The 24,342-nt window shown below is 40.8% G+C and carries 19 protein-coding genes; 4 read left to right on the top strand and 15 right to left on the bottom strand.

Features of this window, described 5'->3' with window-relative positions:
- Nucleotides 1-91: 91 nt before the first annotated feature.
- Nucleotides 92-817, top strand: coding sequence for a MurR/RpiR family transcriptional regulator (locus tag ACZSMY_RS13735; RefSeq protein ID WP_042531525.1), 726 nt, complete (start codon nucleotides 92-94; stop codon nucleotides 815-817).
- A gap of 80 nt (nucleotides 818-897) precedes the next feature.
- Here the strand turns inward: ACZSMY_RS13735 and celB are convergent, their stop codons facing one another.
- From celB to ACZSMY_RS13685, 10 genes are all read right to left on the bottom strand, one after another.
- Nucleotides 898-2,262, bottom strand: coding sequence for a PTS cellobiose transporter subunit IIC (gene celB / locus ACZSMY_RS13730; protein ID WP_193062748.1), 1,365 nt, complete (start codon nucleotides 2,260-2,262; stop codon nucleotides 898-900).
- A gap of 22 nt (nucleotides 2,263-2,284) precedes the next feature.
- Complete coding sequence (locus ACZSMY_RS13725) at nucleotides 2,285-2,788, bottom strand: hypothetical protein (protein WP_256705601.1); 504 nt, start codon at nucleotides 2,786-2,788, stop codon at nucleotides 2,285-2,287.
- Nucleotides 2,789-2,799: 11 nt separating this feature from the next.
- Nucleotides 2,800-3,123 carry a PTS cellobiose transporter subunit IIA gene (locus ACZSMY_RS13720; RefSeq protein ID WP_042531519.1) on the bottom strand — a complete coding sequence of 108 codons (324 nt, stop codon included), beginning with the start codon at nucleotides 3,121-3,123 and terminating at the stop codon, nucleotides 2,800-2,802.
- A 59-nt stretch (nucleotides 3,124-3,182) separates the two neighbouring features.
- The gene (locus ACZSMY_RS13715; protein WP_042531517.1) at nucleotides 3,183-3,503 is read right to left on the bottom strand and encodes a PTS cellobiose transporter subunit IIB; all 321 of its coding nucleotides are present in this window, start codon (nucleotides 3,501-3,503) and stop codon (nucleotides 3,183-3,185) included.
- A 261-nt stretch (nucleotides 3,504-3,764) separates the two neighbouring features.
- Entirely contained in the window at nucleotides 3,765-5,681 is a 1,917-nt protein-coding gene (locus tag ACZSMY_RS13710; protein ID WP_465147896.1) for a BglG family transcription antiterminator, read from the bottom strand.
- 486 nt (nucleotides 5,682-6,167) lie between these two features.
- On the bottom strand, nucleotides 6,168-7,565 hold the full coding sequence (gnd, locus tag ACZSMY_RS13705; RefSeq protein ID WP_465147895.1) for a decarboxylating NADP(+)-dependent phosphogluconate dehydrogenase: 1,398 nt from the start codon (nucleotides 7,563-7,565) through the stop codon (nucleotides 6,168-6,170).
- A gap of 129 nt (nucleotides 7,566-7,694) precedes the next feature.
- Nucleotides 7,695-9,053: a gluconate:H+ symporter gene (locus ACZSMY_RS13700; protein ID WP_465147894.1), complete on the bottom strand. Its 1,359-nt coding sequence runs from the start codon at nucleotides 9,051-9,053 to the stop codon at nucleotides 7,695-7,697.
- A 12-nt stretch (nucleotides 9,054-9,065) separates the two neighbouring features.
- A complete protein-coding gene (gene gntK / locus ACZSMY_RS13695; RefSeq protein ID WP_465147935.1) occupies nucleotides 9,066-10,616 on the bottom strand; it encodes a gluconokinase in 1,551 nt (516 codons plus the stop codon).
- Nucleotides 10,617-10,949: 333 nt separating this feature from the next.
- Nucleotides 10,950-12,401 carry a 6-phospho-beta-glucosidase BglA gene (gene bglA / locus ACZSMY_RS13690; protein WP_465147893.1) on the bottom strand — a complete coding sequence of 484 codons (1,452 nt, stop codon included), beginning with the start codon at nucleotides 12,399-12,401 and terminating at the stop codon, nucleotides 10,950-10,952.
- Nucleotides 12,402-12,419: 18 nt separating this feature from the next.
- On the bottom strand, nucleotides 12,420-14,330 hold the full coding sequence (locus ACZSMY_RS13685) for a beta-glucoside-specific PTS transporter subunit IIABC (RefSeq protein ID WP_455725314.1): 1,911 nt from the start codon (nucleotides 14,328-14,330) through the stop codon (nucleotides 12,420-12,422).
- A gap of 336 nt (nucleotides 14,331-14,666) precedes the next feature.
- Here ACZSMY_RS13685 and ACZSMY_RS13680 point away from each other — a divergent pair, with 336 nt between their 5' ends.
- On the top strand, nucleotides 14,667-15,371 hold the full coding sequence (locus ACZSMY_RS13680) for a GntR family transcriptional regulator (protein WP_368901149.1): 705 nt from the start codon (nucleotides 14,667-14,669) through the stop codon (nucleotides 15,369-15,371).
- Between the two features lie 83 nt (nucleotides 15,372-15,454).
- Here the strand turns inward: ACZSMY_RS13680 and ACZSMY_RS13675 are convergent, their stop codons facing one another.
- From ACZSMY_RS13675 to ACZSMY_RS13665, 3 genes are all read right to left on the bottom strand, one after another.
- Complete coding sequence (locus ACZSMY_RS13675) at nucleotides 15,455-17,179, bottom strand: class I adenylate-forming enzyme family protein (protein WP_465147892.1); 1,725 nt, start codon at nucleotides 17,177-17,179, stop codon at nucleotides 15,455-15,457.
- 42 nt (nucleotides 17,180-17,221) lie between these two features.
- Nucleotides 17,222-18,487 (bottom strand): beta-ketoacyl-[acyl-carrier-protein] synthase family protein, encoded by a 1,266-nt coding sequence (locus ACZSMY_RS13670; protein WP_465147891.1) that lies wholly within the window; start codon nucleotides 18,485-18,487, stop codon nucleotides 17,222-17,224.
- A gap of 285 nt (nucleotides 18,488-18,772) precedes the next feature.
- Nucleotides 18,773-19,369: a DNA-3-methyladenine glycosylase gene (locus tag ACZSMY_RS13665; RefSeq protein WP_455725317.1), complete on the bottom strand. Its 597-nt coding sequence runs from the start codon at nucleotides 19,367-19,369 to the stop codon at nucleotides 18,773-18,775.
- Between the two features lie 216 nt (nucleotides 19,370-19,585).
- Here ACZSMY_RS13665 and ACZSMY_RS13660 point away from each other — a divergent pair, with 216 nt between their 5' ends.
- A complete protein-coding gene (locus ACZSMY_RS13660; protein ID WP_042531495.1) occupies nucleotides 19,586-20,737 on the top strand; it encodes an acyl-CoA dehydrogenase family protein in 1,152 nt (383 codons plus the stop codon).
- Between the two features lie 66 nt (nucleotides 20,738-20,803).
- Here the strand turns inward: ACZSMY_RS13660 and ACZSMY_RS13655 are convergent, their stop codons facing one another.
- On the bottom strand, nucleotides 20,804-22,021 hold the full coding sequence (locus ACZSMY_RS13655; RefSeq protein WP_465147890.1) for an MFS transporter: 1,218 nt from the start codon (nucleotides 22,019-22,021) through the stop codon (nucleotides 20,804-20,806).
- A gap of 20 nt (nucleotides 22,022-22,041) precedes the next feature.
- Nucleotides 22,042-23,085, bottom strand: coding sequence for an ArsR/SmtB family transcription factor (locus ACZSMY_RS13650; RefSeq protein ID WP_042531493.1), 1,044 nt, complete (start codon nucleotides 23,083-23,085; stop codon nucleotides 22,042-22,044).
- Nucleotides 23,086-23,425: 340 nt separating this feature from the next.
- On the opposite strand from ACZSMY_RS13650, the gene ACZSMY_RS13645 reads away from it, so the two are divergent.
- On the top strand, nucleotides 23,426-24,292 hold the full coding sequence (locus tag ACZSMY_RS13645) for an SDR family oxidoreductase (RefSeq protein ID WP_341173462.1): 867 nt from the start codon (nucleotides 23,426-23,428) through the stop codon (nucleotides 24,290-24,292).
- Nucleotides 24,293-24,342 lie beyond the last annotated feature (50 nt).

The raw sequence follows: 24,342 nt of genomic DNA, 5'->3' as shown, positions 1-24,342 counted from the left end.
AACAAGAGAAGTCATTTGTTACAAGGATGTAACAACCTGTGTTATACTTGTTTATAGAGTTAATTTCTTATTAAAAGGAGAAGTGTGCATCATGTTTACACACGAGATGATTGCTTCATTCAATGAGTTAGAGACTTCTTTGTATAACTATATCAGTAAAAATAGTGAAAAGGTTGCTTATATGCGCATTCGCGAGCTTGCTGATGAAACCCATGTATCCACAGCTACTATCCTGCGCTTTTGCAGAAAAATAAATTGTGAAGGTTTTTCCGAATTTAAAGTAAAGCTGAAAATGTATCTGGAAGAAAATAAAAAGACAATTTTAAAGGATACACAGCATGCTGTAACAGAATTTTTTGATCGGACACTGAAGGGCGATATCGAAGAAGACATTAAAGAAGCTGCTAAGCTGGTAAGTAAAGCAGATAGTGTTATTTTCATTGGAATAGGCACCTCAGGGATCCTGGCCGAATATGGGTCAAGGTATTTTTCAAGCTTAGGTAAATTTTCGATGTATATTAAAGACCCGCTTTTCCCGGTCCATTCCAGTCTGCGATATAATAGCACTGTCATTGCTCTATCTGTCTCTGGAGAAACAAATTTTGCAGTTACGCATCTTAATCAAATGAAACAAGAAGGAAGTAAAATTATTAGTATTACCAACAACAAACACTCCACGGTTGCTAAAATATCAGATATCAATATCCCTTACTATGTAACGGAAGAGTGGTTTGAGAACGCAAATATTACCACACAGGTACCTGTGCTTTATATTTTGGAATCAATGGCACATGAGACATATAAGCTGAATGGCTAATGCAGGATAAACTTGAAAGGCGTAGTCGATAACGACAACGCCTTCACAATATTTCTTGTTAAATTATTTCTTGTGCTAAATTAAATCAACGCATCTTCCCCTTTTTCCTGATCAACTAATTTCTTATCATACATTTTAATGAATGGAAGCCAGATCAGAAATGCTACAAAAGCACAAAGCACGGAAACAATTGCCGCCATATAACTTCCGCCTGTACTAATAAATCCGCTGATACCAACTGGAGTAGGCCAAGGCATCATAGCGATAATCGATTCAACAAACCCTAATTTAATTGCCCAATAACCGATGGAAGCTGATACCATTGGAGCTAAGAAGAACGGAATAGCTAAGAATGGATTATAAACTATCGGTAATCCAAATATTAATGGTTCGTTGATATTAAAAATCCCCGGTGCAAGTGCCGCTTTACCTAAAACACTCAATTGCTTCGATTTTGCCATAAATGCAATAAATATACATAAACCTAATGTTGCTCCAGATCCGCCAATCGTTACAAACGCATTATTAAATTCCCCTGCCAGCGGAATGTTCGCACCATCGATATTAGATTGAATATTGGAAAGAAAGATTGGTGTCAAGAATCCAAATACAATGGTTGCTCCATGGATACCTACAATCCAAAGCGCATGCACAACAAAGTAAATAACCAGTATACCTAACCAGCTGTTTGTAATATTCACTACAAATCCAAACGGAATTGCTACTAATTTAAATATATCCGTGCCTAATGCAATTAAAATACCATTGACCACCAATACAGCAAAGGCAACTAAAAACGCCGGAATCAATGCAGTGAACGATCTGGATACACCCTCTGGTACCGCTTCAGGCATTTTGATAACCCAATTTTTCTTCACACAGAGCCGGTATATTTGCACAGCTAAGACAGACATCAGAATTGCTGTGAATATTCCTGTCGCCCCTAGACGACTGACACCGTCTTCAACCATTTGCCATCCATGAACTGTTGTATTATTTTCATCAATCTGATGCACGAGAGACATCATGCCATTTTCTAATACGATTTCCGGAATAGTGATGAAAAAGGCAAACATAGATAGTAAAGCTCCGTTTAAAGGACTTAGATTAAGCTCTTCCTCTTCGGCATAAATTTTTGTATATTCGTAACCGATAACAAGACCGAAATAGATTGCTAATATTCCCATCGTTGCTTTATTCGCTAACATATATAAATCACTGATTCTAAAAAATGTATTATCGAAAAAGCCTTGTAAAAATGTAAGTGTCTGCGGCAATACGTTTAACACTAAAAACATCGAACCTACAATTACAAACGGAATCGAAGCCATCCCGGCAGCCATAATGGCACGTACAATACGAAAAGATGCAACTTTCCCCATGGGACCCATCAAATATTTTTCCAAAAAAGCAAATACTTTATTTTCTCCGTTTTCTGAAGCCATCGTACTCCCTCATTTCTTTTTATTAATTGACAGCCCTTTCAAAACTTTTAATTCGTTCATAATGCTTGTCTTCATTATGTTTAATCTGATTTAAACGATAGAGGATCAACGCACTCAGTAATACACCGGCAATCAAAATACTTAAAACCAATATTTTAGATTTCTCTTCCGCTACAAGAAAGGGGAATAATTGATTGAATGATGAAGTAAAGCATGCCGGTACAATTAAAAGCACATTTGTAACAAGTAAAATGGTAAAGCAATACTTTGTATATTTGACAATATTAGAATGATGACCATATATTTTCACTTGCTCGATGGTACTGATAACCAATACAACCATTAATATCAACGGGATAAAATACAGTGATGAATCACTCATCAACAATGACATGAACCAGTATAAATTAGTAAAAAAGAATAATGCGGAAACATATCTAACTAATAAATACCGATTAAAGTACATCGATTTAATACTTAGCTTTTTCCTATTTAGTTCGATTTGTGCCCTCGCATCGTTTTTCATATTCAAACCCCTCATTTATCTTTGTCGAGTTTTTCATATAGATATAACATTTCTAACGCAACTTCTCTTAATGTCATCGTAGTCATTAAATGATCCTGTGCATGAACCATAATAATTTCCATATTGATTGTTTCTCCGGATGAATACTGCTGCAATAACGCCGTTTGGGACTGGTGCGCTAATAATACTTCTTCATTTGCTTCATCCAGCTTGTCTGCAGCATTTTTAAATTCGTTATTTCGCATCATTGCAAAGGCTTCATGTATCATGGTTCTCGATGACCCGCTGTGCAAAATGATTTCAAAGGCTACGCTCTGTATTTGTTCCTGATTCATTGAATATCCCCCTTTATAGTTGATATAAAGCAATATAAATATTTATTAATAACGAATGATTATTCCGGCAGCTCCTGCAAAATTAAATTACCTAATTTTTCTATCCCCATTGGAATCGGAACATACGCTTGAGGCGGAATATTTACCACTGGTTTACCAACGCGATCGCCAGCCTTTTTCAGATTTTGATAATACATTTTTGTTTGTGGACTCACTAAGAATAAATCAAAATCACTATTCTCTATTTTCTTCCCGCCCTCTGTCGCTGAAACAGCATCCACTTCAATATCATGCTCTTTTCCTTTTAGATATTCTGTTGCTTTTTTTGCTAATAAAGAAGATGACATACCACCTGCACAAATAATTAACGCTTTTTTCATTTTACATTCCTCCATGAAATTCTATTTTTTAGCACCTTGCTCTATTTCTATCGTCAGGAAATTCATAAAGGACTTAAACAGCAATCTCATGCCTTTCATCTAGCTTTTACCTTTATAAATTTCTTACTTAAATTATAATATGTAAGCGCATTCAATTACAGAGACTCTTTTTCCGCTGGTACAGGAAATAACTAACACCAAGTTTTGAATAGCACGAAAACACCCCGGACAGTGTTTACCCCGGGGTGTTCTAGTGCTACTCTATTTGATTATCTCAATTAATTGTTCATACGTCTTACATTGCACTATTTCTCTCACCATATTTTTATCGTCCAACAGTTCCATTAATCCCTCATACATTTGTTTTAAATCATTTTTTATATCTTTGCTGATATTTAATTGGACAATTAATTGCACATACTTATCTCCCCATTGAATCGGTTTTTGAAGTGTAACAATTGACCAGAATGTATCCTCCGTCTGCGGTTCAATCGGATGAGGAATGGCAACCATATTGCCAAAACTCGTTGGAGAAAAGCTCTCCCGTTGAAGCACCGATTCCAAATAGTGCGCATCCACTTCTCCATCAGATTCCAGTGCTTCACAGATAAAGCGTAAAACCTCTTCTTTCTCAGCAAAGCCCTTTTGTAGATACGTATATTTTTCCCGCAGATACGTATTGGAAATAACATCTCCCTGAATTACAAAATGATTGATTTTATTTAAATCTGTTTCTCCTAAAATCGTGCTTATATGAATAACAGGGACTGGCATCTTTTTCTCAATCGGAATCGTGCTGATAATAAAATCAATGTTATCAAACGAATGCTGGGATAAATTATAGTATTCGGTTGTACCCATAATATTTAACTGATTCCCAAACTCATTTTGCAGTTTATACATTAAAAGCTGAGCACTGCCCAGGCCAGATGCACAGACAATTAAGCAGCCCGGTACGTCTTCTTTATTCTTCTTTTTTCTTTCCTGCGCTACCTCAATATGAAGCGCCAGGTAACCAACTTCATTCTCATCTATTGCAATGCCCATTCTTTCTTGTACGGCTTGCGCTCCAATTAATGCTGCATCAAAAGATAATCGGTACTTCGATTTGATTTCTTCCAGCATTGGATTTCGAATATTCATCTTGAATTTATATCGGCTTATTGCTGGTTTTAAGTGCAGACTCATCGCCAACAGCAGTTCTTTGTCATCAGCTAAATGAAATCCAAATTCTGCATCAATCCGTTTCAGCATTTCTTTGACCATTTCTTGAATCTCATCATCAATAACAGAAATAACCTCTGTATGATGAATCGAAGAATCGGTAATCTTTGTTCCTTGCAAATGAATCGCCAGGTATGCAATCTCGTGTTCAGTAAAGGAAATATACAGTTTTTCCTGAATAGCATTTGCAATTTCTTGAGCAACTAAAAAAACCTTTGATGTCTCTATTTCTTGAAAATGAGGATGAATCATTTGAACAGAATGACTCTCACGAATCCGCTTACAAGCAATTGCAATATGTGTGATTAGATTTTGCAGGCTAATATCTGAAATAATAATATGATGCTTTCTCAGATTAAACAATACACTGTTTTTAATCATCTCTAACTCTTCTTCAGGTAAAATACCTAACCAGTCAGCCATATTGTCTTTTAAGACAGATTGTTGATTAAACAAATACTCAGAGATGCAGTATCTGATCTGCGTTTCATCGCCTATAATTTTAATCCCATGATACGGCTTATGCTCCAAAGCCAGCTTATACTCTCTCAGTATAGCACGGATATATTTTAAATCATGCTGCAGGGTAGAGCGGCTTATAAACAACTGCTCTGCTAAGTCATCTATTTTAATATAATCGGAGGTCATCAGCAGTTTCTCCATCAGATATTTGACACGATCTGGATGATTTGAGGGAACATCATCTTTTTTGTAATTTGTTTGCTCCTGAATGAATTCATAGAATAAGCGTTCATTCCGAATGGTAAGCTGATAGCCTTTCCCTTTTAAAGATACGATATGTGTCCCGTACGGCTTTAAAAGTTCATTTAATACTTTGATATCATTACGTATCGTTTTAGAACTGACCTGTAATAAGGACGCTATATCCGAACTGGTTAAAGGTTCCTGTGCTAATCGCAGCGCCTCAAGTATCTTTTGTAATCGTGTATTCACGTAATCACTTCCTAGTTAGCACAATATTGAATCTGTCATCCTAAAATTTCTGTATATAACGGCTGCCAATAGAGTTTGTGACTATAGTAACAAGTTTATTATATCATACCTTTCTATGGGTCATCTATATTCAAATAATTGCAGCTTAATTAGCAATCTGACTTTCTCTTCCGTTCATGATTCCTTTTTGCTGTACCTGAAAAGCACCGATTTTCACGGATACGCAAAAAAGTATTGCAGCGCATTTCGATTACGCTGCAATACTTTATTAGAATGTCTCTCTTTTAATAGTTTGTCATATACTGCTCCCGCCCCCGCGGATGAATCGCAGTACGGAACAAAAATGCAGACTGCTGTTCAATAAAAGGAATATCGATACAGAGATTTTTTACCGTGTCTGCTTCAGAATTTAAAAATACATTAGAGAAAAAGAAGTTGGTCAGGAACGCTTAGAATAAAACGAAACGCTTCTGCCTAAAGCCTAGCTTACCACTCCGTATGAAAATGACCTTCTTTATCCACACGCTGATACGTATGCGCTCCAAAATAATCGCGTTGTGCCTGAATCAGGTTGGCGCCGCTTTTGGCAGAACGGTAGCCATCATAATATACCAGCGAAGCATTAAAGCACGGTAATGCTAATCCAGTTTCCATTCCTTTGATAACCACTTTTCGCATCGATGCCTGATAGTTATTCAAAATTGTTTTGAAATATGGAGACAGGAGAAGGTTGGATAATTCTTTGTCTTCCTTAAATGCTTTACTGATTTCATTTAAAATACCGGCACGGATAATGCAGCCGCCGCGGAAAATCAGCGCAATTTCATCCAGCTGCAAATCCCAGTTATACTGCTCTGATGCCTGCTTATATTGATAGAATCCTTGCGCATAGGTAATGATTTTCCCCATAAACAGTGCTTGCCGGACCAGCTCGACCCATTGACCCTTGTCAGCTGCATCTGCTAATTGGTTTGGCCCTGCTAATTCCTGCTCTGCCATCATGCGCTCTTCCTTCACATTGGACAGGAAACGCATAAATACAGATTCCGTAATAATAGATAAAGGTACTCCCGTATCCAGCGCATTTTGACTTGTCCATTTGCCGGTTCCTTTTTGTCCTGATTGATCTAAAATAACATCAACCAGCGGCTTTTTGGTTTCTTCATCCACGTGTGTCAAAATATCAGCTGTGATTTCCATCAGATAGCTTTCCAACTCGCCTTTGTTCCACTCTGCAAAAATAGCGGCAATGTCATCGACATTGAGCCCTAACCTTTCCCGCAGGAATTGATAGGCTTCCGTAATCAGCTGCATATCAGCATACTCGATACCGTTATGCACCATTTTGACGTAATGGCCGGATCCTTCTTTGCCAAGATACGAACAGCACGGCTTGCCATCCACCTGTGCCGCAATTTTTTCCAGAATAGGAGCAACGTGCTGATAGGCTTCTTTATCTCCGCTTGGCATTAATGAAGGACCGTTTAATGCGCCTTCTTCACCGCCGGATACGCCCACACCAATAAAATGAAAACCTTTTTCCTTTAAGTAACCGTATCTGCGGTTAGAGTCCTGGAAATTAGAGTTTCCTCCGTCCATAATAATATCGCCATGTTCCAGCAAAGGCAGAAGACTATTGATGACGGAGTCTACAACAGCTCCAGCTGTTACCATCAAAAAGATTTTTCTTGGTTTTTCCAGCGAATGGATAAACTGCGTCAGCTCATAATACGCTGTTGTATTCTCATGCGGATGCTTTTCTTGAAATGCTTCCGTCAAATCAGGTGTATAATTATAGACTGCGACCTTTTCACCCTTATTCGCCATATTCAAAGCAAGATTCGCTCCCATGACTCCCAGTCCAAAAACGCCAATTGAATTCATTTTTTCATTCCATTCCTTTCGCCAGGTGTTCAAGCGCTTTATAAAATCAAGAGAGCCCGAACACCTTTCATACAAATATTTCAGTCGAAGCTTAAGACAGAATTCCTGTACTGTCAGCTTGCCCAAGTTTTAAATAACTAAGCTTATTAAAAGCGTAAATACAAGTCCGGATACAGAGATAATCGTTTCCAGTAACGTCCAAGTTGCAAATGTTTCTTTCATCGATAAATTGAAGTATTCCTTAAAAATCCAAAATCCGGTATCGTTTACATGGGAAGCAATCAAACTTCCTGCGCCTGTAGCTAACACCATCAGCGCCAGATTCACATCGGTTCCTTCAATCAACGGAATCACCATTCCAGCAGTTGTTAAAGCTGCCACGGTTGCCGAACCTAAGGAAACCCTTAAAATAGCAGCAATCAGCCACGCAAGCAGAATTGGCGACATATTTGAACCAGAGAAGATATTTGCTACAGCATCACCGACACCGCCGTCAATCAATACTTGTTTTAACGCACCGCCGCCTGCAGTAACTAAAAGAACAATACTAATTCCGCGAACGGATTCCTCTGCTGAACTCATCAATGTTTTCATCGGAATCTTACGTGCAATCCCCATCGTGTAAATCGCAAATAACAGGGAGAGAAGGAGAGCCATTGTCGGGTCTCCAATGACGCGTGCGATTTCAAAAAACAAATTATCTGCAAGTCCGGCAATTTCCTGAACCAGCTGTACAATCGTTGTAACCGCCATCAATATGACTGGAGAAAGTGCAGTCAAGGCACTAATACCAAATCCAGGTGTTTCTTCTTCTTCAAATGTTTTTGTCGTTCCAAGTGATCCAATATTGCCGATTCGTGAAAAAGCATCCGGCACCAATTTCTGAGCTACTTTCGTAAATAACGGTCCGGCGATAATCACCGTCGGAATAGCAATCACAATACCGATAAGCAGCACCATGCCGATATTTGCTTCATATTGCTGTGCAATTACTGTCGGGCCCGGGTGAGGAGGCAGGAATCCATGTGTGACGGATAATGCAGCCGTCATCGGCACACCCAGATATAATAAAGGCAATTTAACTTCTTTAGCAATCTGATACACAATCGGAATTAATAAAACAAGTCCTACTTCAAAGAACAATGAGATACCAATGATAAAAGAAGCAACAACAACAGCCCATTGAATTCGTTTTTTACCAAATACATTAATTAATGTTAAAGCGATACGATGGGCACCGCCGGCATCAGCCAGTAACTTCCCTAGCATTGCACCGAAAACAAAGATAAGCGCAATGTCGCCAAGTGTGCCTCCAAGTCCTCCTTGGACCGTTTCAACAATTTCACCTGGAGACATGCCCAGTGCCAATGCCGTTAGTAAAGAAACAACAATCAATGCAATAAACGTATTTAAGTTCCACTTCATGATTAGCAGCAATAGTGTCACTACTGCCAGCGCAACAATAATAAGCGGATAAATATTTTCCATTATTCTCAGCTCCTATTCTTCATTCTGTTTATTTTCCAGTGATTTCTTTTCCTGATAAGCCGCAATTTGTTCGTATTCCTGTTCAAGCGAACGGGAAATATTGATAAAAATCGGCATTAATTCCTGATACGTTGAAACATAATCCGGGTTCGGTTCATGCTCATGTGTAAAACCAATCAACTCTTCTACTACATCGAAGGAATCAATTTTCCCTTCTGCATACAATCCCAGTAAGCAAGCTCCCAAGCAGGAGGACTCATAGCTTTTCGGAACGATGACATTCTGGTCAAAGATATCAGCCATCATTTGCCGCCACAATTCTGATTTTGAAAAACCGCCCGTTGCTTTAATCGATTTCACCGGCACATCCATTACTTCCACTAATGCCAGAAAAACAGAGTATAAGTTAAAAATAACGCCTTCTAACGCAGCACGTACCATATGCTCTTTTTTATGATTCAATGTTAAACCGATAAAGGAACCGCGGACATTCGCATTCCAAAGCGGTGCACGCTCTCCAGCCAAAAACGGGTGGAATAACAATCCATTTGATCCGGGCTCCACCTGCTTTGCGATAGCAGTTAATACTTCATACGCATCAATGTTTAATCGTTTTGCTGTTTCGACTTCACTTGCAGCAAGCTCATCACGAATCCAGCGCAACACCATGCCGCCATTATTTACCGGCCCGCCGATGACCCAATGATCCTCCGTTAATGCATAGCAAAAAATTCGGCCTTTTTGATCGGTGCGCGGTTTAGGAATAACGGTGCGGATAGCCCCGCTCGTGCCGATGGTAATCGCCACATCTCCTTCTTTTATCGCATTTACGCCAATATTGGACAGCACCCCATCACTTGCTCCAATAATAAATTTCGTTTCTGGTGCAATGCCTAAATCCTCCGCAATCTCCGAATGACAGTTTGTAAAGCTTTCTGTTGTAGGAACAAGTCTTGGGAGTTTATCCGCTGAAATACCAGCCATTTCAAGAGCTCCTTTATCCCAAGCAAGCTCCTCCAAATTCATCATCCCCGTAGCGGAACCAAGAGAATAATCCATCACATAGTCGCCGAAGAATTGATAGAAAACATATTCTTTGATGCCGATGTATTTCTTTGTTTTTTCAGCTGTTTCTGGCTGCTCCTGCTCCAGCCATGTAATTTTGCTAAGCGGAGACATTGGGTGGATGGGGGTTCCCGTTCGCAGGTAAACATCATGGCCGTTCCATTCATTTTTAATTTTCGTTGCCCAATGCGAGCTGCGGTTATCTGCCCAAGTAATGCATGGTGTAATGGCTTTATTATCTTCATCCATTGCAATTAGACTGTGCATTGCGCTGCTGAAAGAAATAAAGGAAAGGTCTTTTTTATCTATCTCTGATTCCTTTACTGTTTCTCGGATAACATGAAGCACCGCCTGATAAATATCGTCCGGATTTTGCTCAGCTGTACGTACATCCGGCGTATGCAAATCATATCCCTGATTACTCTGCGCGATAATTTCACCTGTTTCCCGGTAAAGAACGCCTTTTGTACTTGTTGTGCCAATGTCGACTCCGAGCATAAATTTATGTTGATTCACATTCATCCCTCACTATCTTTTATTAGAAACTGTGTATTGTTATGACATATCCCTCTGCCATTTATTTAATCCATTCACCCTTTTTATATCACTGAAATAAAGGGCTTACAAAACATATAATTTGTTAGTTCGAATACTTGTATACAAGTATCCTAACATGTAATTTCCATCTTGTAAACGCTTTTATTATATTTTTTTCATTTAAATTTAAGAGGTCAATCGTTTCGGGCTGTGAAAGATAGCCATTACAACAGAAAAAAGGACTTTCCTAACCCATCAAGTTAAGTAAGCCCCTTTTTTCGTCACTATATCATTTTATCTTTCGTAATGTAAGTCTTCCCCATTTGATTGAATTACTTTCTTATACCAATCAAATGAATCTTTCTTCGAGCGTTTCATGGTTCCATTACCTTCGTTATCCCGGTCTACATAAATCATGCCGTAGCGTTTCTTCATTTCCCCGGTTGTAAAGGATACAATGTCCATAATTCCCCAAGGAGTATAGCCGATTAAGTCTACGCCATCCTCATTCACAGCCGCTTTTAAAGCTTCGATATGAGCGCCAAGATAATTGATTCTTGCTTCGTCATGAATGGATCCATCTTCTTCGACTGTATCAACCGCTCCAAATCCATTTTCCACAATAAACATCGGCAGCTGATAGCGGTCATAAAAGCGATTCAGCGTGTAACGCAAGCCTGTCGGATCAATTGCCCAGCCCCAGTCGCTGGATTGAATATATGGATTATCAACCCCATGTGGCAGGCCGCCATCCGTTTTTTCTGCAGACTCGTCCGGTTCCACCTCACTGCTTACGGTTGTAGACATGTAATAGCTGAAGCCTAGGTAGTCGACTTTTCCGTTTAAGAGAATCTCATCGTCTCCTTCTTCCATGACAATATTGTAGCCTTTACGTTCGAATTCTTTTAATGCATAGCTTGGATAATATCCGCGCACCTGTACATCCGGGAAGAAATAGCGGTCGCGCATATATTCTTCGGCAAGCATGATATCCTCTGGATTCGAAGTAGATGGATAGATTGGCACGTGAGAAACCATCGCTCCAATTTCAAACGCCGGGTTGATTTCCTTTCCTTTTGCAACAGCCAATGCACTTGCTACCAGCTCATGGTGCGCAGTCTGATACATCACTTCCTTTGCATTTTCCCCTTCTTTTAACAGGACACCTGAATTTGTCCAGAGGAACAGCGGGTTACGGACATCCATTTTATTATTGATTTCATTAAAGGTCATCCAATATTTCACCTTGTTTTTATAACGTTCAAACACAACCTCCGCAAACTTCACAAAACAATCGACCACTTTTCTGCTGCGAAAACCGCCGTATTCGCGCGCTAAGTGCAATGGCATCTCAAAGTGAGATAAGGTGATTACCGGCTCAATACCGTATTTCAGAAGCTCGTCAAACACATCGTCATAAAATTGCAGTCCTTCTTCGTTTGGCTCCGCCTCGTCCCCTTTTGGAAAAATGCGGGACCAGCCAATCGATGTACGCAAGCATTTCAGACCCATTTCTGCAAATAACGCAATGTCCTCTTTGTAGTGATGGTAAAAATCCACCGCTTCATGATTTGGATAAAATTCGTCCGGCTCTACCTTATCCGTAATTCTTCTTGGCACACCATTGGCACCAGCAGTCAGTACATCCACTACGCTTGGTCCTTTTCCGCCTTCATTCCAGCCGCCTTCAAATTGATGGGCAGCAAATGCACCACCCCATAAGAAATCCTTTGATAATTCACTCATTGTTCTTCCTCCTTCGTTTTATTTAACAACACTAATTAGTCTTTCGCCTGTATTTATTTCTGCTATACCTTCTACAATCGCTTCCTCATATTCTCCTATATTCGTAATAATAACAGGAGTTATCGTCGGCAGTCCTTTTTCACGGATCATGTCTTGATTAAATGTTATTAACTTATCGCCTTGCTGGACATTTTGCCCATCTTCCACATGAACTGTAAAAGGCTCCCCGTTTAATTCCACTGTCTCCAAACCGACGTGAATCAATAATTCCACACCGCTGTTCGTACGCACTCCAACCGCATGCTTGGAAGGGGCAATGAAAACAATCTTGCCGTCAGCCGGAGAGACCACTTCATTGCTGGATGGTTCTACAGCGACCCCTTGTCCCATAGCACCAGAGCTGAATACGTCATCTGGAACCTCGGATAACGCCATTAGCTTTCCACTTAACGGAGCCGCAATTTCTTCTTCATTTGGAACAGTGTTTTCTGATCCATCTTTCTTTTCAGACTCTCCTTGATCAGAGGCAAGTGCTTCATCTGCTTGTTTTGCTGTATCTTCACCATAACCCAGAATCTGCGTCAACACAATTGGCAGAACAATAGCAATCGCAGCCCCAATCAAAATCCCCCAGATAGACATTGGATATTCGCTGTTAATTGCGTTTACCATTGTTATCGGGCTCGGCAGACCTGCATAAGCGAAATAGCTTGGTCTGAAGAAGCTCGCTACAATCGCGCCAATCGCTCCGGAAATACATCCGTAAATAAATGGTCTCTTAAAGCGCAACGTCACCCCGTAAATGGCTGGTTCCGTAATCCCGAATATACCGGTGATTCCTGCTGAGGTACTCACCTTTTTGGTTTCGCTGTTTTTCGTTTTAAGCAGCACACCAATAACAGCTCCGACCTGCGCTACAACGGCGATCGTTTGATAGGCCTGGAAAGAATCCATTCCATATTGTTCAAAGTTGGAAAGTACCATTGGCGTAACGCCCCAATGCACTCCGAAAATAACAATAATCTGCCAAAACCCGCCAATGATGGCAGCTGCAAGTGCAGGGAATACATCAACCAGATAATTATATCCGTTCGCAATCGCATTTGCACCGCCTGTTGTTATTGGTCCGATCACTAGAAGAATGAGCGGTACCATAATCAAAATACTAAAGAACGGTACAAACAAGGGACGAATGACTTCTGGAATTTTCTTGTTCAAGAATTTTTCCACATAGGATAATATCCAAACTAAAAATAGCGGCGGTAAAACAGAGGATGTATAGGTTGTCTGTGATAAAGCAATACCTAAAAATGTTACTGTTTCCCCGCTGGCAACCCGGCCGGCTATATCTGCCCATTCCGGTGTTACTAATGCTGCTGTGGCAGCAATTGCGATATACGTATTTACTTTAAAGTGCTTTGCTGCTGTTATTGCAATAAATATAGGCAAGAATGTAAATGGCGCCCACGACATCATACTCAGCACTTCATATGTTCCTGTGTTTTCGAATGCAGGAAATAGCAGGTTAATTAAAATCAATGTACCTTGCAGGATACCTGCTGCAGCTAATATATATACAAACGGAGCAAATACTGCCGACATCGTGGCAATTACCCGGTTTAATATTGTTCCTTTGTTTTGGTTATCATCGCCATCCTCTGTAACGCTTTCTCCAACCAAATCTGCAAAAGCTTCATATACTTCCCCAACGTGCTGTCCGATAACTACTTGAAATTGACCATTATTCTCCACCACTGTAATAACGCCCGGCATTGCGCCGACTGTTTCTTTTGCTTTGGGCTTCGAATGTCTTAATACAATACGAAGTCTGGTGGCACAACGTGTAGCACTGACAACGTTTTCTTTTCCGCCAATTTCTTCTAGAATATCCCCAGCTAATTTATCATAATCCCTCACTTTTTCAGCCATACTATTTCTCCTTATTTTTTAATTTGATATGCATATTATAGTTGTACGGTTATAATTTTTCAAGTAGATAACAATTATTTTATGCGTATATTTTGTTAATATTGCCATTATAGTATGATATACTTGGTTAAACGGTGAATTAAATAACCCAACTTAATATACATAGTTATTCTTTGCAAAAGGTCATTTTCTTGGCCTAAGATTACTTACCCCATGAAACCCGTTGGAGCGGCTAGCTACAACTATTTATACTTTCTTATTCTTAAAGAAAAACATATCTGTATCTTTAGCATCTTTAATATAAATGAAAATCTACAGTCGAAATGAGGTGTGCATATGTTGAAGTATCAGCAGATTGCAGGTGAAATCGAATTATATATTGAAAAGCACCAAATGCAGCAGGGAGAAAAGCTTCCTGTGTTAGAAACCTTGATCAAAGAATTTAATACGAGTAAAAGTACGATTATTAAAGCATTAGACCTGCTGGAGAAAAAAGGATTAATTTTCCAGGTGCGAGGGAGCGGCATTTTCGTAAGAAGGAAAAAAAGAAAAAACTATATTAATCTGCTGTCCAATCAAGGCTTTCAAAAAGATTTAGAGAAATTTCATCTCAGTTCGGAGGTATTAGAGCTGGAAATCCGTAAGCCGACCGAAGCGGTCGCCCAGAATTTACATATCGACATGAATCAGGATGTTTATTATGTAAAGCGTGTCCGATATATAGAAGAAGAAACACTTTGCTTAGAAGAATCCTATTATAATAAAGCCGTTGTCCCTTACTTAAATAAAGAAATTGTTACAGATTCGATTTTTCAATATATTGAAGACGGGCTCGGACTAAAGGTCGGGTTTTCTGATATGTACATGCAAATAGGAAAATTAACTGATCAGGAAGCAAGCTATTTGAAGCTGAAAAACGGAGAGCCTAAGCTGACAATAGAAAGTATCTTCTATCTGACAAATGGAACAGCCTTCGATTATTCTAAGCTCACTTACAACTACAATCAATCCCAATTTTATATTCTAGGTACAGGAATTTAAACCTTTCTGCATATCAAAAAAACCTGCTGCAAAGCTCGTAAAAAAGCTTTGCAGCAGGTTTTTTTATTGCGGTTTAGTTCACATTATTTCTTCAACTTTTTCTGCGCTATATCCTGCAGTTTAAATTTCTGTATCTTACCTGTTCCCGTCAGCGGCCAATCCGCCGCTTCTACAAACCAGATATAACGCGGGACTTTAAATCGTGCTACATGCTCCCGGCACAGCTTTCGGATTTCCTGCTTCGTGCAGGTTTCGCCTTGTTTTAATTCCACAAACGCGGCACCGGTTTCTGTTGTTAATTGATCCGGCACGCCGACGATATAAACTTGATTTACTGCCGGGTGCATGGAAATCACATCCTCTACCTCTTTGGGAGCTACGGTTTCTCCAGATACTTTATACAGATCCTTACCTCTTCCTAACAGCCGAATATAACCTTGTTCATCAATCGTCCCCAGGTCTCCGCTGCGGATATATCCGTCCTCATCCTTGGCAAAAGCTGTCTCTTCCGGCTTTTTATAATACCCTTCTGTTACCACATTTCCCCGCACCGCTAACTCGCCGGCAGAACCGCTTGGCAGTGTTTCTCTTGTATCGGGATCAATCACTTTGTACGTGACACTTTTATCTCCAAACTCCGGATGAGCAGCAGATCCTGCTGTTTTTACTTTCCCGACTGTGGTAGAGATAATCTCCAACGGGGCTCCAATTTCAGTCAGCATCGTAGTAGAGCCCGCTTCTGTCGCGCCACAGCCTGTACCAATTTCGGTCACTTCTAATTCATCTACTGCTCTTTTCCATAACGGGACCGGCGAAGGAGCGGCACAGCATAATAGCGCATAAAGAGACTTTAGATTGGTATGCTTTACTTCCGGACGATTTAATAAGGCAACAAGCATCGATGGAACAGCCAGAAAATCATGAACCTGGTATTTCTCCATCAGCTCCAGTGACTGAAGCGGCTGAAACGCATGACAGGTCACCATCCCTCCTCCTACAAAGGAAGCGGCAAACAAGCCTTCCTGCAGAAAGTAAACATGGTACATCGGCAGCGGAGCATAAATACGTCTTCCTACCTCATATCCTCTGGTTAAGCACGTTGCAAAACCAGAACGGAGCAGCATATCATCCGTCAGCATCACGCCCTTCGGCAAGCCTGTAGAGCCGGAGGTATAAATAATAGCTGCAGTTGTGTCTGGATTATCTGTTTCCTTCCAGCGTTTGTTTAACGCCGTCTCTTCCACTGCTCGTGCACCTTGTAAAAATACTTCCCATGTCATATAGATTTCCGGTACATCTGCTTCTTTGTTGGGAATACAAACTGCTTTAGTAAAAGGGCTCTCTGCATCCGCTTGGAGTTCAGAAACAATATTCTTTAACCCTTCGGCATGATGCTGTTTTCCAGCGTATTGATGCGTAATCAGCCAATTGGTATCGGATTGACGCAGCATATAGGTCAATTCTTCCTTTTGCAGCTGCGTATTCAGCGGGACCATCACTGCTCCTGCCATCGAGGAAGCTACAAATAATGCGACGTATTCCGGTTCATTTTCCATTAAAACTGCGATATGGTCCCCCGGCTTAACGCCTAAATGCAGCATTGCCTTTGTATATTCACGTGCCCGCTCCCACGTTTCCCCATAAGTTACAGCCTGATTCGGCATCATAATCAAAGGATTATCGCTATATTGCTGGCACTGCTTATGAAAATGCGTCGCAATCGTCCGCTTCTCCCAGCTTGGATACATCTTTTCCAGTGCAGCCTGCCGCTCCACTACACTTCCATGGCCTTGCCGTTCTTCTAGCATTCTTATCTCTCCATTTCATTATTCGTTTCCTCTTTTGCCCGATTAACCTTGAGGTGCCTGCCAAATCACAATTCCATTTTGTCCGCCAAAGCCAAAGGAATTGCTCATTGCTGTCTGGATTTGCTGCTTGCGACTTACATTTGGAACAATATCCAGCGGAGCCGCTTCGTCCCTATTTTCTGAATGAAGGGTTGCCGGCAATATTCCCGTCTCTATTGCCTTAATCGATGCAATGCTTTCAATGGCTCCAGCCGCTCCTAATAAATGCCCGACGCTGCCTTTAATGGAGCTGACCGGCATGTTATCCAAATTCTCTCCAAATATCATCTTTAATGCTTTCGTCTCTGCAATATCTCCAGCCGGAGTCGACGTTGCGTGCGCATTAATATAGTCAACCTCCTCCGGTTTTAACTGTGCGGAACGGAGCGCCCGCTCGATTGCCAAAGCGGCGCTTGTTCCTTCCGGGTCAGGAGAGGTGTCATGATACGCATCATTCGAAGCTCCATATCCTTTTAACGTTGCGTATATATGCGCTCCTCTTGCTTTGGCACGCTCCAGCGGTTCCAGAACAAATAAACCTGCTCCTTCTCCCATAACCATTCCTGTCCTCGCTGCATCAAACGGCCGGGACCATGTGGAAATATCTTCCAGACCTTTTGCTGCCAATGCGCCCGCATCACCTAAACCGGATAAAAAGACATTGGACCATAAGCTATCCACGCCTCCAGCAAGAATATAATCCACATCATCACGGAAAAACCAGTAAGCAGATTCTCCGATAGCATTAGCCGAAGCAGCACATGCAGTGACATATGTATTCGACGGACCGCGGAATCCGTATTGAATCGATATCGTACTTGCCGCTGCATTCGGAATCGATTTAGAAATCATACGCGGTCCGACTCTTTTTGCTTTACCCGTCGCTAATTTTTCAGACGCCTGCTCCAACGACTGAATCCCGCCAAAAGCTGTTCCAATCGCTGTTCCGACCCGATTTCGGTCTACCCCATCTATGAAGGATTCTCCATCATTTTTTAACAATCCGGCATCCTTTAATGCTTCATCTGCTGTTATCAAAGCCAGCTGGGTGAAATAATCCGTATTTCGGATAATCTTTTTAGATAGAAAATCAGACACTTCAAAATCAGGTACACGAGCTCCTGCTTTTGTCCACTTTCGTATATTTTCATCGGTTATTTCCCTTACCGCAGAATGATTCGCAATTAAATTATCCCAAAACGCGGGTACTCCCATGCCAAATGGCGAGACAGCGCCCATCCCGGTTACTGCAATGTCTATCTGTTTCATGCCGCATGCTCCTCTGCATATTTTTAAGACCAAATCTTCCCCTGTGTACATTCTCTATTATAAACATGACCAGCCTACCATTTTAAGCTGCCATATCCTATTCAAAACCTAGTATTATTATAATGTAAGTATATATTTTCCTCAAACCATCCATTCCCAGATTTGTTTAGACTATCGGGTTATCTGTTTTTATTTTCTTACTATAATAAATTGAATTTAATATTAATAGCTACCGCTACATAAAAATTCCCGTTATCGTACAAATGATAACGGGAATTTTAAGGGTTATTTAGAAACAAATTTATTGCCGGCTACCCAAAAGCGATAGGGATAATCTCTGGCCTCTCCAGAATTATCAATACCAATCCGCGGACCGCGATTTATTTTCTCCGGCTTTTTTCCTTCCGCAATAAACAGCGGCGGCTCCTTGAGAGACCGTCCATAATCTCTCATATTAATATCTAAAGCCTGCGATAGTTTGCCCGGCCCGCTTGTTAGATTTTGAAATTTTTTCACTGGACGGCGGGCCATCATCAGATCGATTCCTGTATAAGGCTCCACTGCCCGAATTAATACACTTTCCGGTACTTCCTTCTCCGCACTGACCACATTAATTAAGCAATGATTATGAATGAGATGCGTATAGGTCATTCCAGCCTCTGCATAGAGAATCTCTGTCCGTTTCGTTCGCCGATTTCCAAATCCATGCGCTGCTCTGTCAGCATTTCCCAGATATGCTTCCGTTTCTACAATATATCCAGCGCTTGTTCCTGCCTCCGTTTGCTTTACTAAAATGCATCCAAGCAATTCTTCTGCTAACTGTAAGGTCGGATACTGATAAAATGCGTCTGGTAATGGGGTTAGATTAGGATCTTGTTTCATCGTATACACTCCTCGTTCTTATATCTCCTCTATAAGTTTACCCCATTTTAGTTAATTGTTAAGCATTCCCCTTTAAATAACTCCACCGTGCCTCTTACGGCGCAAAATATATTTCGGCCCATTCAAGATAATTGAACTATTCTGCAAACAATGAAATAATATAAATAAAACAAATCTGATGAATATACTTTGTCTTTTTCAAGGAGGAATACTGGTATGAGTTCTATAACAGCCCTAAAAACAAAAGAGGAGCGGGTCCAGCTTTTATCCAAAACAGTGGAGCCCTTTGGTGAACGTGTTCGGGAGCTTCCCGACGGCGCTTTTCCATATGAGAACTTTAAAGACTTGCAAGAAATCGGTTACCCGGCACTCACTGTACCTAAGGAAGATGGCGGAGCGGGTATTCCGCTGGATGAACTGCTTACCTATCAGCAAATAATTGCCCGGGCAGACGGTTCCACTGCATTATCTATCGGCTGGCATATGGGAATCATAAAACATTTAGGGGAAAGCAAGCCCTGGGACGAACAGATGTATACGAAGGTAATCAAGGACGTGGTTGAAAATGGTGCATTATTAAACAATGCCGCAACAGAACCGGCAACTGGAAGCCCGACGCGCGGCGGCAAACCGGAAACAACTGCTGTCAAAAAAGACGGTGGCTGGGTGATTACCGGACGAAAAACCTTTACGACGTTATCGCCAATCTTAACTTACTTTGTCGTTAGTGCTTCTATTGATGGAACAGATGACGTCGGTAACTTCCTGGTAAAGCATGATTTGGAAGGTGTTAACGTAGAAGAAACATGGGATTCGATTGCGATGCGCGGTTCTGGCAGCCATGATCTCGTTTTAGAAGAGGTTCATTTAGAGAAAGAAGATCTCGTTGAAATCATATCCAATCAGAAAAGAAAACCAGCAGGCTGGCTCTTGCATATACCGGCATGCTATCTCGGCATCGCACAGGCTGCTCAAAAAGATGCTGTCGCCTTTGCTACAAGCTATTCACCAAACAGTATCAAAGGGACGATTTCCGAGCTGCCGAATGTGAAACAAAAACTGGGTGATTTAGAGCTTCTTTTACTAGAATCTGAATACTTCCTGCATGCCATTGCAGATAAGTGGGATAAAGGCGATGAAGAAACCAGAAATACAATGGGCCCGGAATTAGGAGCAGTCAAGCTGTCTGTCACCAATAAAGCCGTTCAAGGTGTAGACCTTGCCATGCGTGTTGCCGGCGCGCAAAGCCTCAAGCTGAAAAATAATTTTGAACGCTATTACCGTGATGTCCGCGCCGGATTGCATAATCCGCCGATGGATGATATGACGGTGATGCAATTAGCGGATAAGTCGATACGCGAACTGTAAAGCATTCCAGCTAATAATGAAGGAAGAGCATACAGTAATGGAAGGAAGCTGTATGAAAATCTCGTTTCATACAGCTTCTTTTTCTTTGTCTGCATCTTCATCTATAAATTTAAAATATGGAAGCAAGATTCCCAATAAAGAAGTGGTGCTTATCACCATCCCTATCAATAAATATAATGGCCGGACGCCCCACATGTCACTTAAGTAACCACCGGCCAGGACACCTAATGGCATCATACATCGAATAATTAACAGCCTCACAGAGAACATTTTCCCCATTAAATGATGCGGGATGATTTTTTGGCAGATTGTCGTATTATGTATCGCGAAAACAGCCATAGCTACTCCGCCAATTACCTCTGTCAGAATCCCCAATAGAATGCTTGTATTAAAAAATAGAAATACAAAGGTCAGCCCGCCGATAAACAAAGCGCCGAGCATGAGTTTTCTCCGGCTTTTATACTTTATCTTACCAACCAAAATAGAACCTAAGATAAAACCAACAGGAAAACCGGCCATAAAATAACCGTATGCTGCGTAGCTTCCAGATAACTCCTCTGTTATATAAGGAAGCGTCGTAACCATTGTCACCCCAACACCAAATTGGACAAAGCCAAGAAATATTCCTAACCAGACAATCACCCGTTTTCTAAAAAAGTAAGTGATACCCTCTGTAAATTCCTTTATCCACGGCGCTCTTGTTTTTTGCTGGATTCTCGTCTCTTGGATAAAAAGCAACGTGAAACCGCTTAACAAAAGCAATGTACTTACTAGAACCATCGTAGGCAAGACACCCAGATATTCAATCACGACTCCCCCTAAAAAAGGAGCGGTAAAGGTCATGAGCCGTGCTGTTCCTTCCAGATAGGCGTTCGCTGTTTCCAATTGCCCCTTTGCCACGATGGAAGGCGTGATTGCCTGATTTGCCGGAACATACAGCGGTGTAATTAAGCCAATGATAATCTGCACGAAATAGACATGCCATGGCAAAAGCGAATCTGTCCATAAAGCAAACAGCGGCACAAGAAAGACAAAGCCTCTTGCCATCTGGGAGAATATCAATATCCACTTGCGGCTCCAGCGGTCAATAAACGGACCGATAAATAATTGGAGCACCAAAGAAGGGATAAAATATAACAGCCACATACTCCCAAGGGCGAGGGTCGAGCCGGTTAATTGATAAATCAAAATGGAGTTACAAAAGGTTCCAAAAGCACCGCCCAGCTCTGAAATTCCATTGCCAATCCATATGGACAGAAAAGATCTATTCTTAAAAATGGACATTTCCTTCTGCTTTATCCCCTTCATTTTTCCAGATACCAGTCAAATTCTTTCGCTAAAAGGGAAAATACATTCTTTTTCAAGCAATATTTGGAATCGCGTATTTCTACGATTTTTGCTGCTCTTAATATTTTTAAATGATGGTGAATCGTCGATTTCCCGATATCCAGTCTTTCTGTCATATCCTGCAGCGTCCTTGGATGTTCAGATAATAATTTAACCATTTTCAAGCGTACCTCGTCACCTAATGCTTTATATTTCTGAACGAGAAAATAATCAGGCATATACCGATCGCTTGGAGACACACTTTCATTCGCAACCGGATAATAAAATACTTTGGTTCCTTCGATATCTGCTTCAATATTCCACGGACGATAAATATATTGAGGAATCAATAAGACGGTGTGGACACTGGGTTCAGGTATATAAGTCACCCCGCCGGTCGCCCATTGCACTAGTTCCTCCGAAGACACTTTCTGCTGCCTCTCTTTTTTTGATTGATAATCCTTTTCTAAAATTGCTTCGGTTTCCTGCTGTTTCTCCTTCCCTACTTCTTGATACCAGCTGTTCATTACCTTTGTCAGATGCTTTTTTAAAGATTCCGCTTCACAGGTACTGATAAATTCGATATATGCTGGAAAGAACGGGTTATGTTCTGTAACACGCATCAGCTCTTTGACTGCCTTTGTCTCTCCTTGCGCAGCCTGCTCCCGGTCGGTCTGATAATGACCTCCGACAAAAGGCAGGCAGATAAACTTCAGCTCTGTATCTGTTAAACCTTGTACATATTGCTCGAACGTTTCTAGACTTGAAAATTCCTGCTGATGAAGTATTTGGAGCAATGCTTTCCACGTATTATTTTTTTCAACAAATTCCAATTCCTCCGATAACGCTGCGGAAATAGATTCTCTTATCTGCATCCAATATTCTTTAGGCTTATCTAATGTATCCAGCAGCCGGGTATTTGTTATTGCCGCAATTCCTAACGCACATTCCCACAAAATAGAATAATGGAGCTTGACTTGATACGTTTCTCTTTCTCTGCTTGTTGTTTGCAGAACATCCACTTGATCACTCCTCGTATGTTATTTATTTTAGTTTAACACATATTCTATAAATATAGAATTTAATATTTTATATTTATGAAATGTATTACATCATCATATAGTGCTATCACGAAGAGCTTTGATTGTATAAAAGATGATATGAGTTAAAGAGAAAAGAATACTCCTGCTCCGCGCTCTCTAGAATCAGCTCTCTTCTAATTTGATACAATTAAAATTTTAAAAACTTGCAGCTTCTATTCATCTCTTTGATATGCCTTTCAAATTAAAAGGTTTATAAAACGCTCGTAAGTGGAAAAATGTTGATACATACTTGGAAACTGAAAAAAGGGAGGAACGTATGATGAAACCGACAGAAATGCAAAAAGGCAGTACACCAAGACAAACACAAGATAAGCAGCCGGGAATTGAATCGAAAATGAACCCGCTCCCGCATCAGCCAACAGATTATACAGGTACAGATAAACTAAGAGGAAAACATGCGCTGATCACCGGCGGTGACAGCGGAATTGGCCGTGCTGTTGCTATTTTATACGCGAAAGAGGGAGCAAATGTTGCCATCTCTTATTTAGATGAGCACGGAGATGCAGAGGAAACGAAAAAGCTAGTCGAAGCAGAGGGCGTCCAATGTCTCCTTCTTCCTGGAGATATCAAAGAAGAAGCTCATTGTATTGATTTAGTCCAAAAAACAGTAGAAGCATTTGGCGGCATCAATATTTTAGTCAATAATGCTGCCATCCAATTTGACCAGGAAAATGTAGAAGATATTCCTTCTGAACAGTTTGAAGAAGTATTCCGCGTGAATTTCTTCTCGCAATTTTATCTGACGAAAGCAGCTGTTCCGCATATGGGACAAGGAGATTCAATCATTAATACCTCTTCCATCAATGCCTATAAAGGAAATGCTACATTAATGGACTATTCGGCAACCAAAGGGGCGATTACTGCTTTCACTAGAAGTATTGCACAAAGTCTTGCTAAAAAAGGAATTCGAGCGAATACCGTCGCTCCTGGACCTGTATGGACACCGTTGATTCCATCTTCATTTGACGAAAAGAAAGTGGAACAATTTGGACAAGATTCTTTAATGGGACGGCCCGGTCAGCCATCAGAGCATGCTTGGCCTTATGTGATGCTTGCCTCCAAGGAAGCTTCTTATATGACTGGACAAGCTATTCATATTAACGGAGGAAGCTGGACATCTTCCTAATAAAAAAACAGCCTGTATTCTCGATAAAAGAATACAGGCTGTTATCTATT

This window comes from Oceanobacillus sp. B139/18 (assembly GCF_055524595.1).
Note: the sequence above shows the minus strand (reverse complement) of the source record. Positions and strands in the feature narration are given on the sequence as shown.

What these genes read in the sequence shown, in the direction of transcription:
- ACZSMY_RS13735 (WP_042531525.1), top strand. Translation starts at nt 92, where the DNA reads ATGTTTACACACGAGATGATTGCTTCATTCAATGAGTTAGAGACTTCT.
- celB (WP_193062748.1), bottom strand. Translation starts at nt 2,262, where the DNA reads ATGGCTTCAGAAAACGGAGAAAATAAAGTATTTGCTTTTTTGGAAAAA.
- ACZSMY_RS13725 (WP_256705601.1), bottom strand. Translation starts at nt 2,788, where the DNA reads ATGAAAAACGATGCGAGGGCACAAATCGAACTAAATAGGAAAAAGCTA.
- ACZSMY_RS13720 (WP_042531519.1), bottom strand. Translation starts at nt 3,123, where the DNA reads ATGAATCAGGAACAAATACAGAGCGTAGCCTTTGAAATCATTTTGCAC.
- ACZSMY_RS13715 (WP_042531517.1), bottom strand. Translation starts at nt 3,503, where the DNA reads ATGAAAAAAGCGTTAATTATTTGTGCAGGTGGTATGTCATCTTCTTTA.
- gnd (WP_465147895.1), bottom strand. Translation starts at nt 7,565, where the DNA reads ATGAATTCAATTGGCGTTTTTGGACTGGGAGTCATGGGAGCGAATCTT.
- ACZSMY_RS13700 (WP_465147894.1), bottom strand. Translation starts at nt 9,053, where the DNA reads ATGGAAAATATTTATCCGCTTATTATTGTTGCGCTGGCAGTAGTGACA.
- gntK (WP_465147935.1), bottom strand. Translation starts at nt 10,616, where the DNA reads ATGCTCGGAGTCGACATTGGCACAACAAGTACAAAAGGCGTTCTTTAC.
- bglA (WP_465147893.1), bottom strand. Translation starts at nt 12,401, where the DNA reads ATGAGTGAATTATCAAAGGATTTCTTATGGGGTGGTGCATTTGCTGCC.
- ACZSMY_RS13685 (WP_455725314.1), bottom strand. Translation starts at nt 14,330, where the DNA reads ATGGCTGAAAAAGTGAGGGATTATGATAAATTAGCTGGGGATATTCTA.
- ACZSMY_RS13680 (WP_368901149.1), top strand. Translation starts at nt 14,667, where the DNA reads ATGTTGAAGTATCAGCAGATTGCAGGTGAAATCGAATTATATATTGAA.
- ACZSMY_RS13675 (WP_465147892.1), bottom strand. Translation starts at nt 17,179, where the DNA reads ATGCTAGAAGAACGGCAAGGCCATGGAAGTGTAGTGGAGCGGCAGGCT.
- ACZSMY_RS13670 (WP_465147891.1), bottom strand. Translation starts at nt 18,487, where the DNA reads ATGAAACAGATAGACATTGCAGTAACCGGGATGGGCGCTGTCTCGCCA.
- ACZSMY_RS13665 (WP_455725317.1), bottom strand. Translation starts at nt 19,369, where the DNA reads ATGAAACAAGATCCTAATCTAACCCCATTACCAGACGCATTTTATCAG.
- ACZSMY_RS13660 (WP_042531495.1), top strand. Translation starts at nt 19,586, where the DNA reads ATGAGTTCTATAACAGCCCTAAAAACAAAAGAGGAGCGGGTCCAGCTT.
- ACZSMY_RS13655 (WP_465147890.1), bottom strand. Translation starts at nt 22,021, where the DNA reads ATGTCCATTTTTAAGAATAGATCTTTTCTGTCCATATGGATTGGCAAT.
- ACZSMY_RS13645 (WP_341173462.1), top strand. Translation starts at nt 23,426, where the DNA reads ATGAAACCGACAGAAATGCAAAAAGGCAGTACACCAAGACAAACACAA.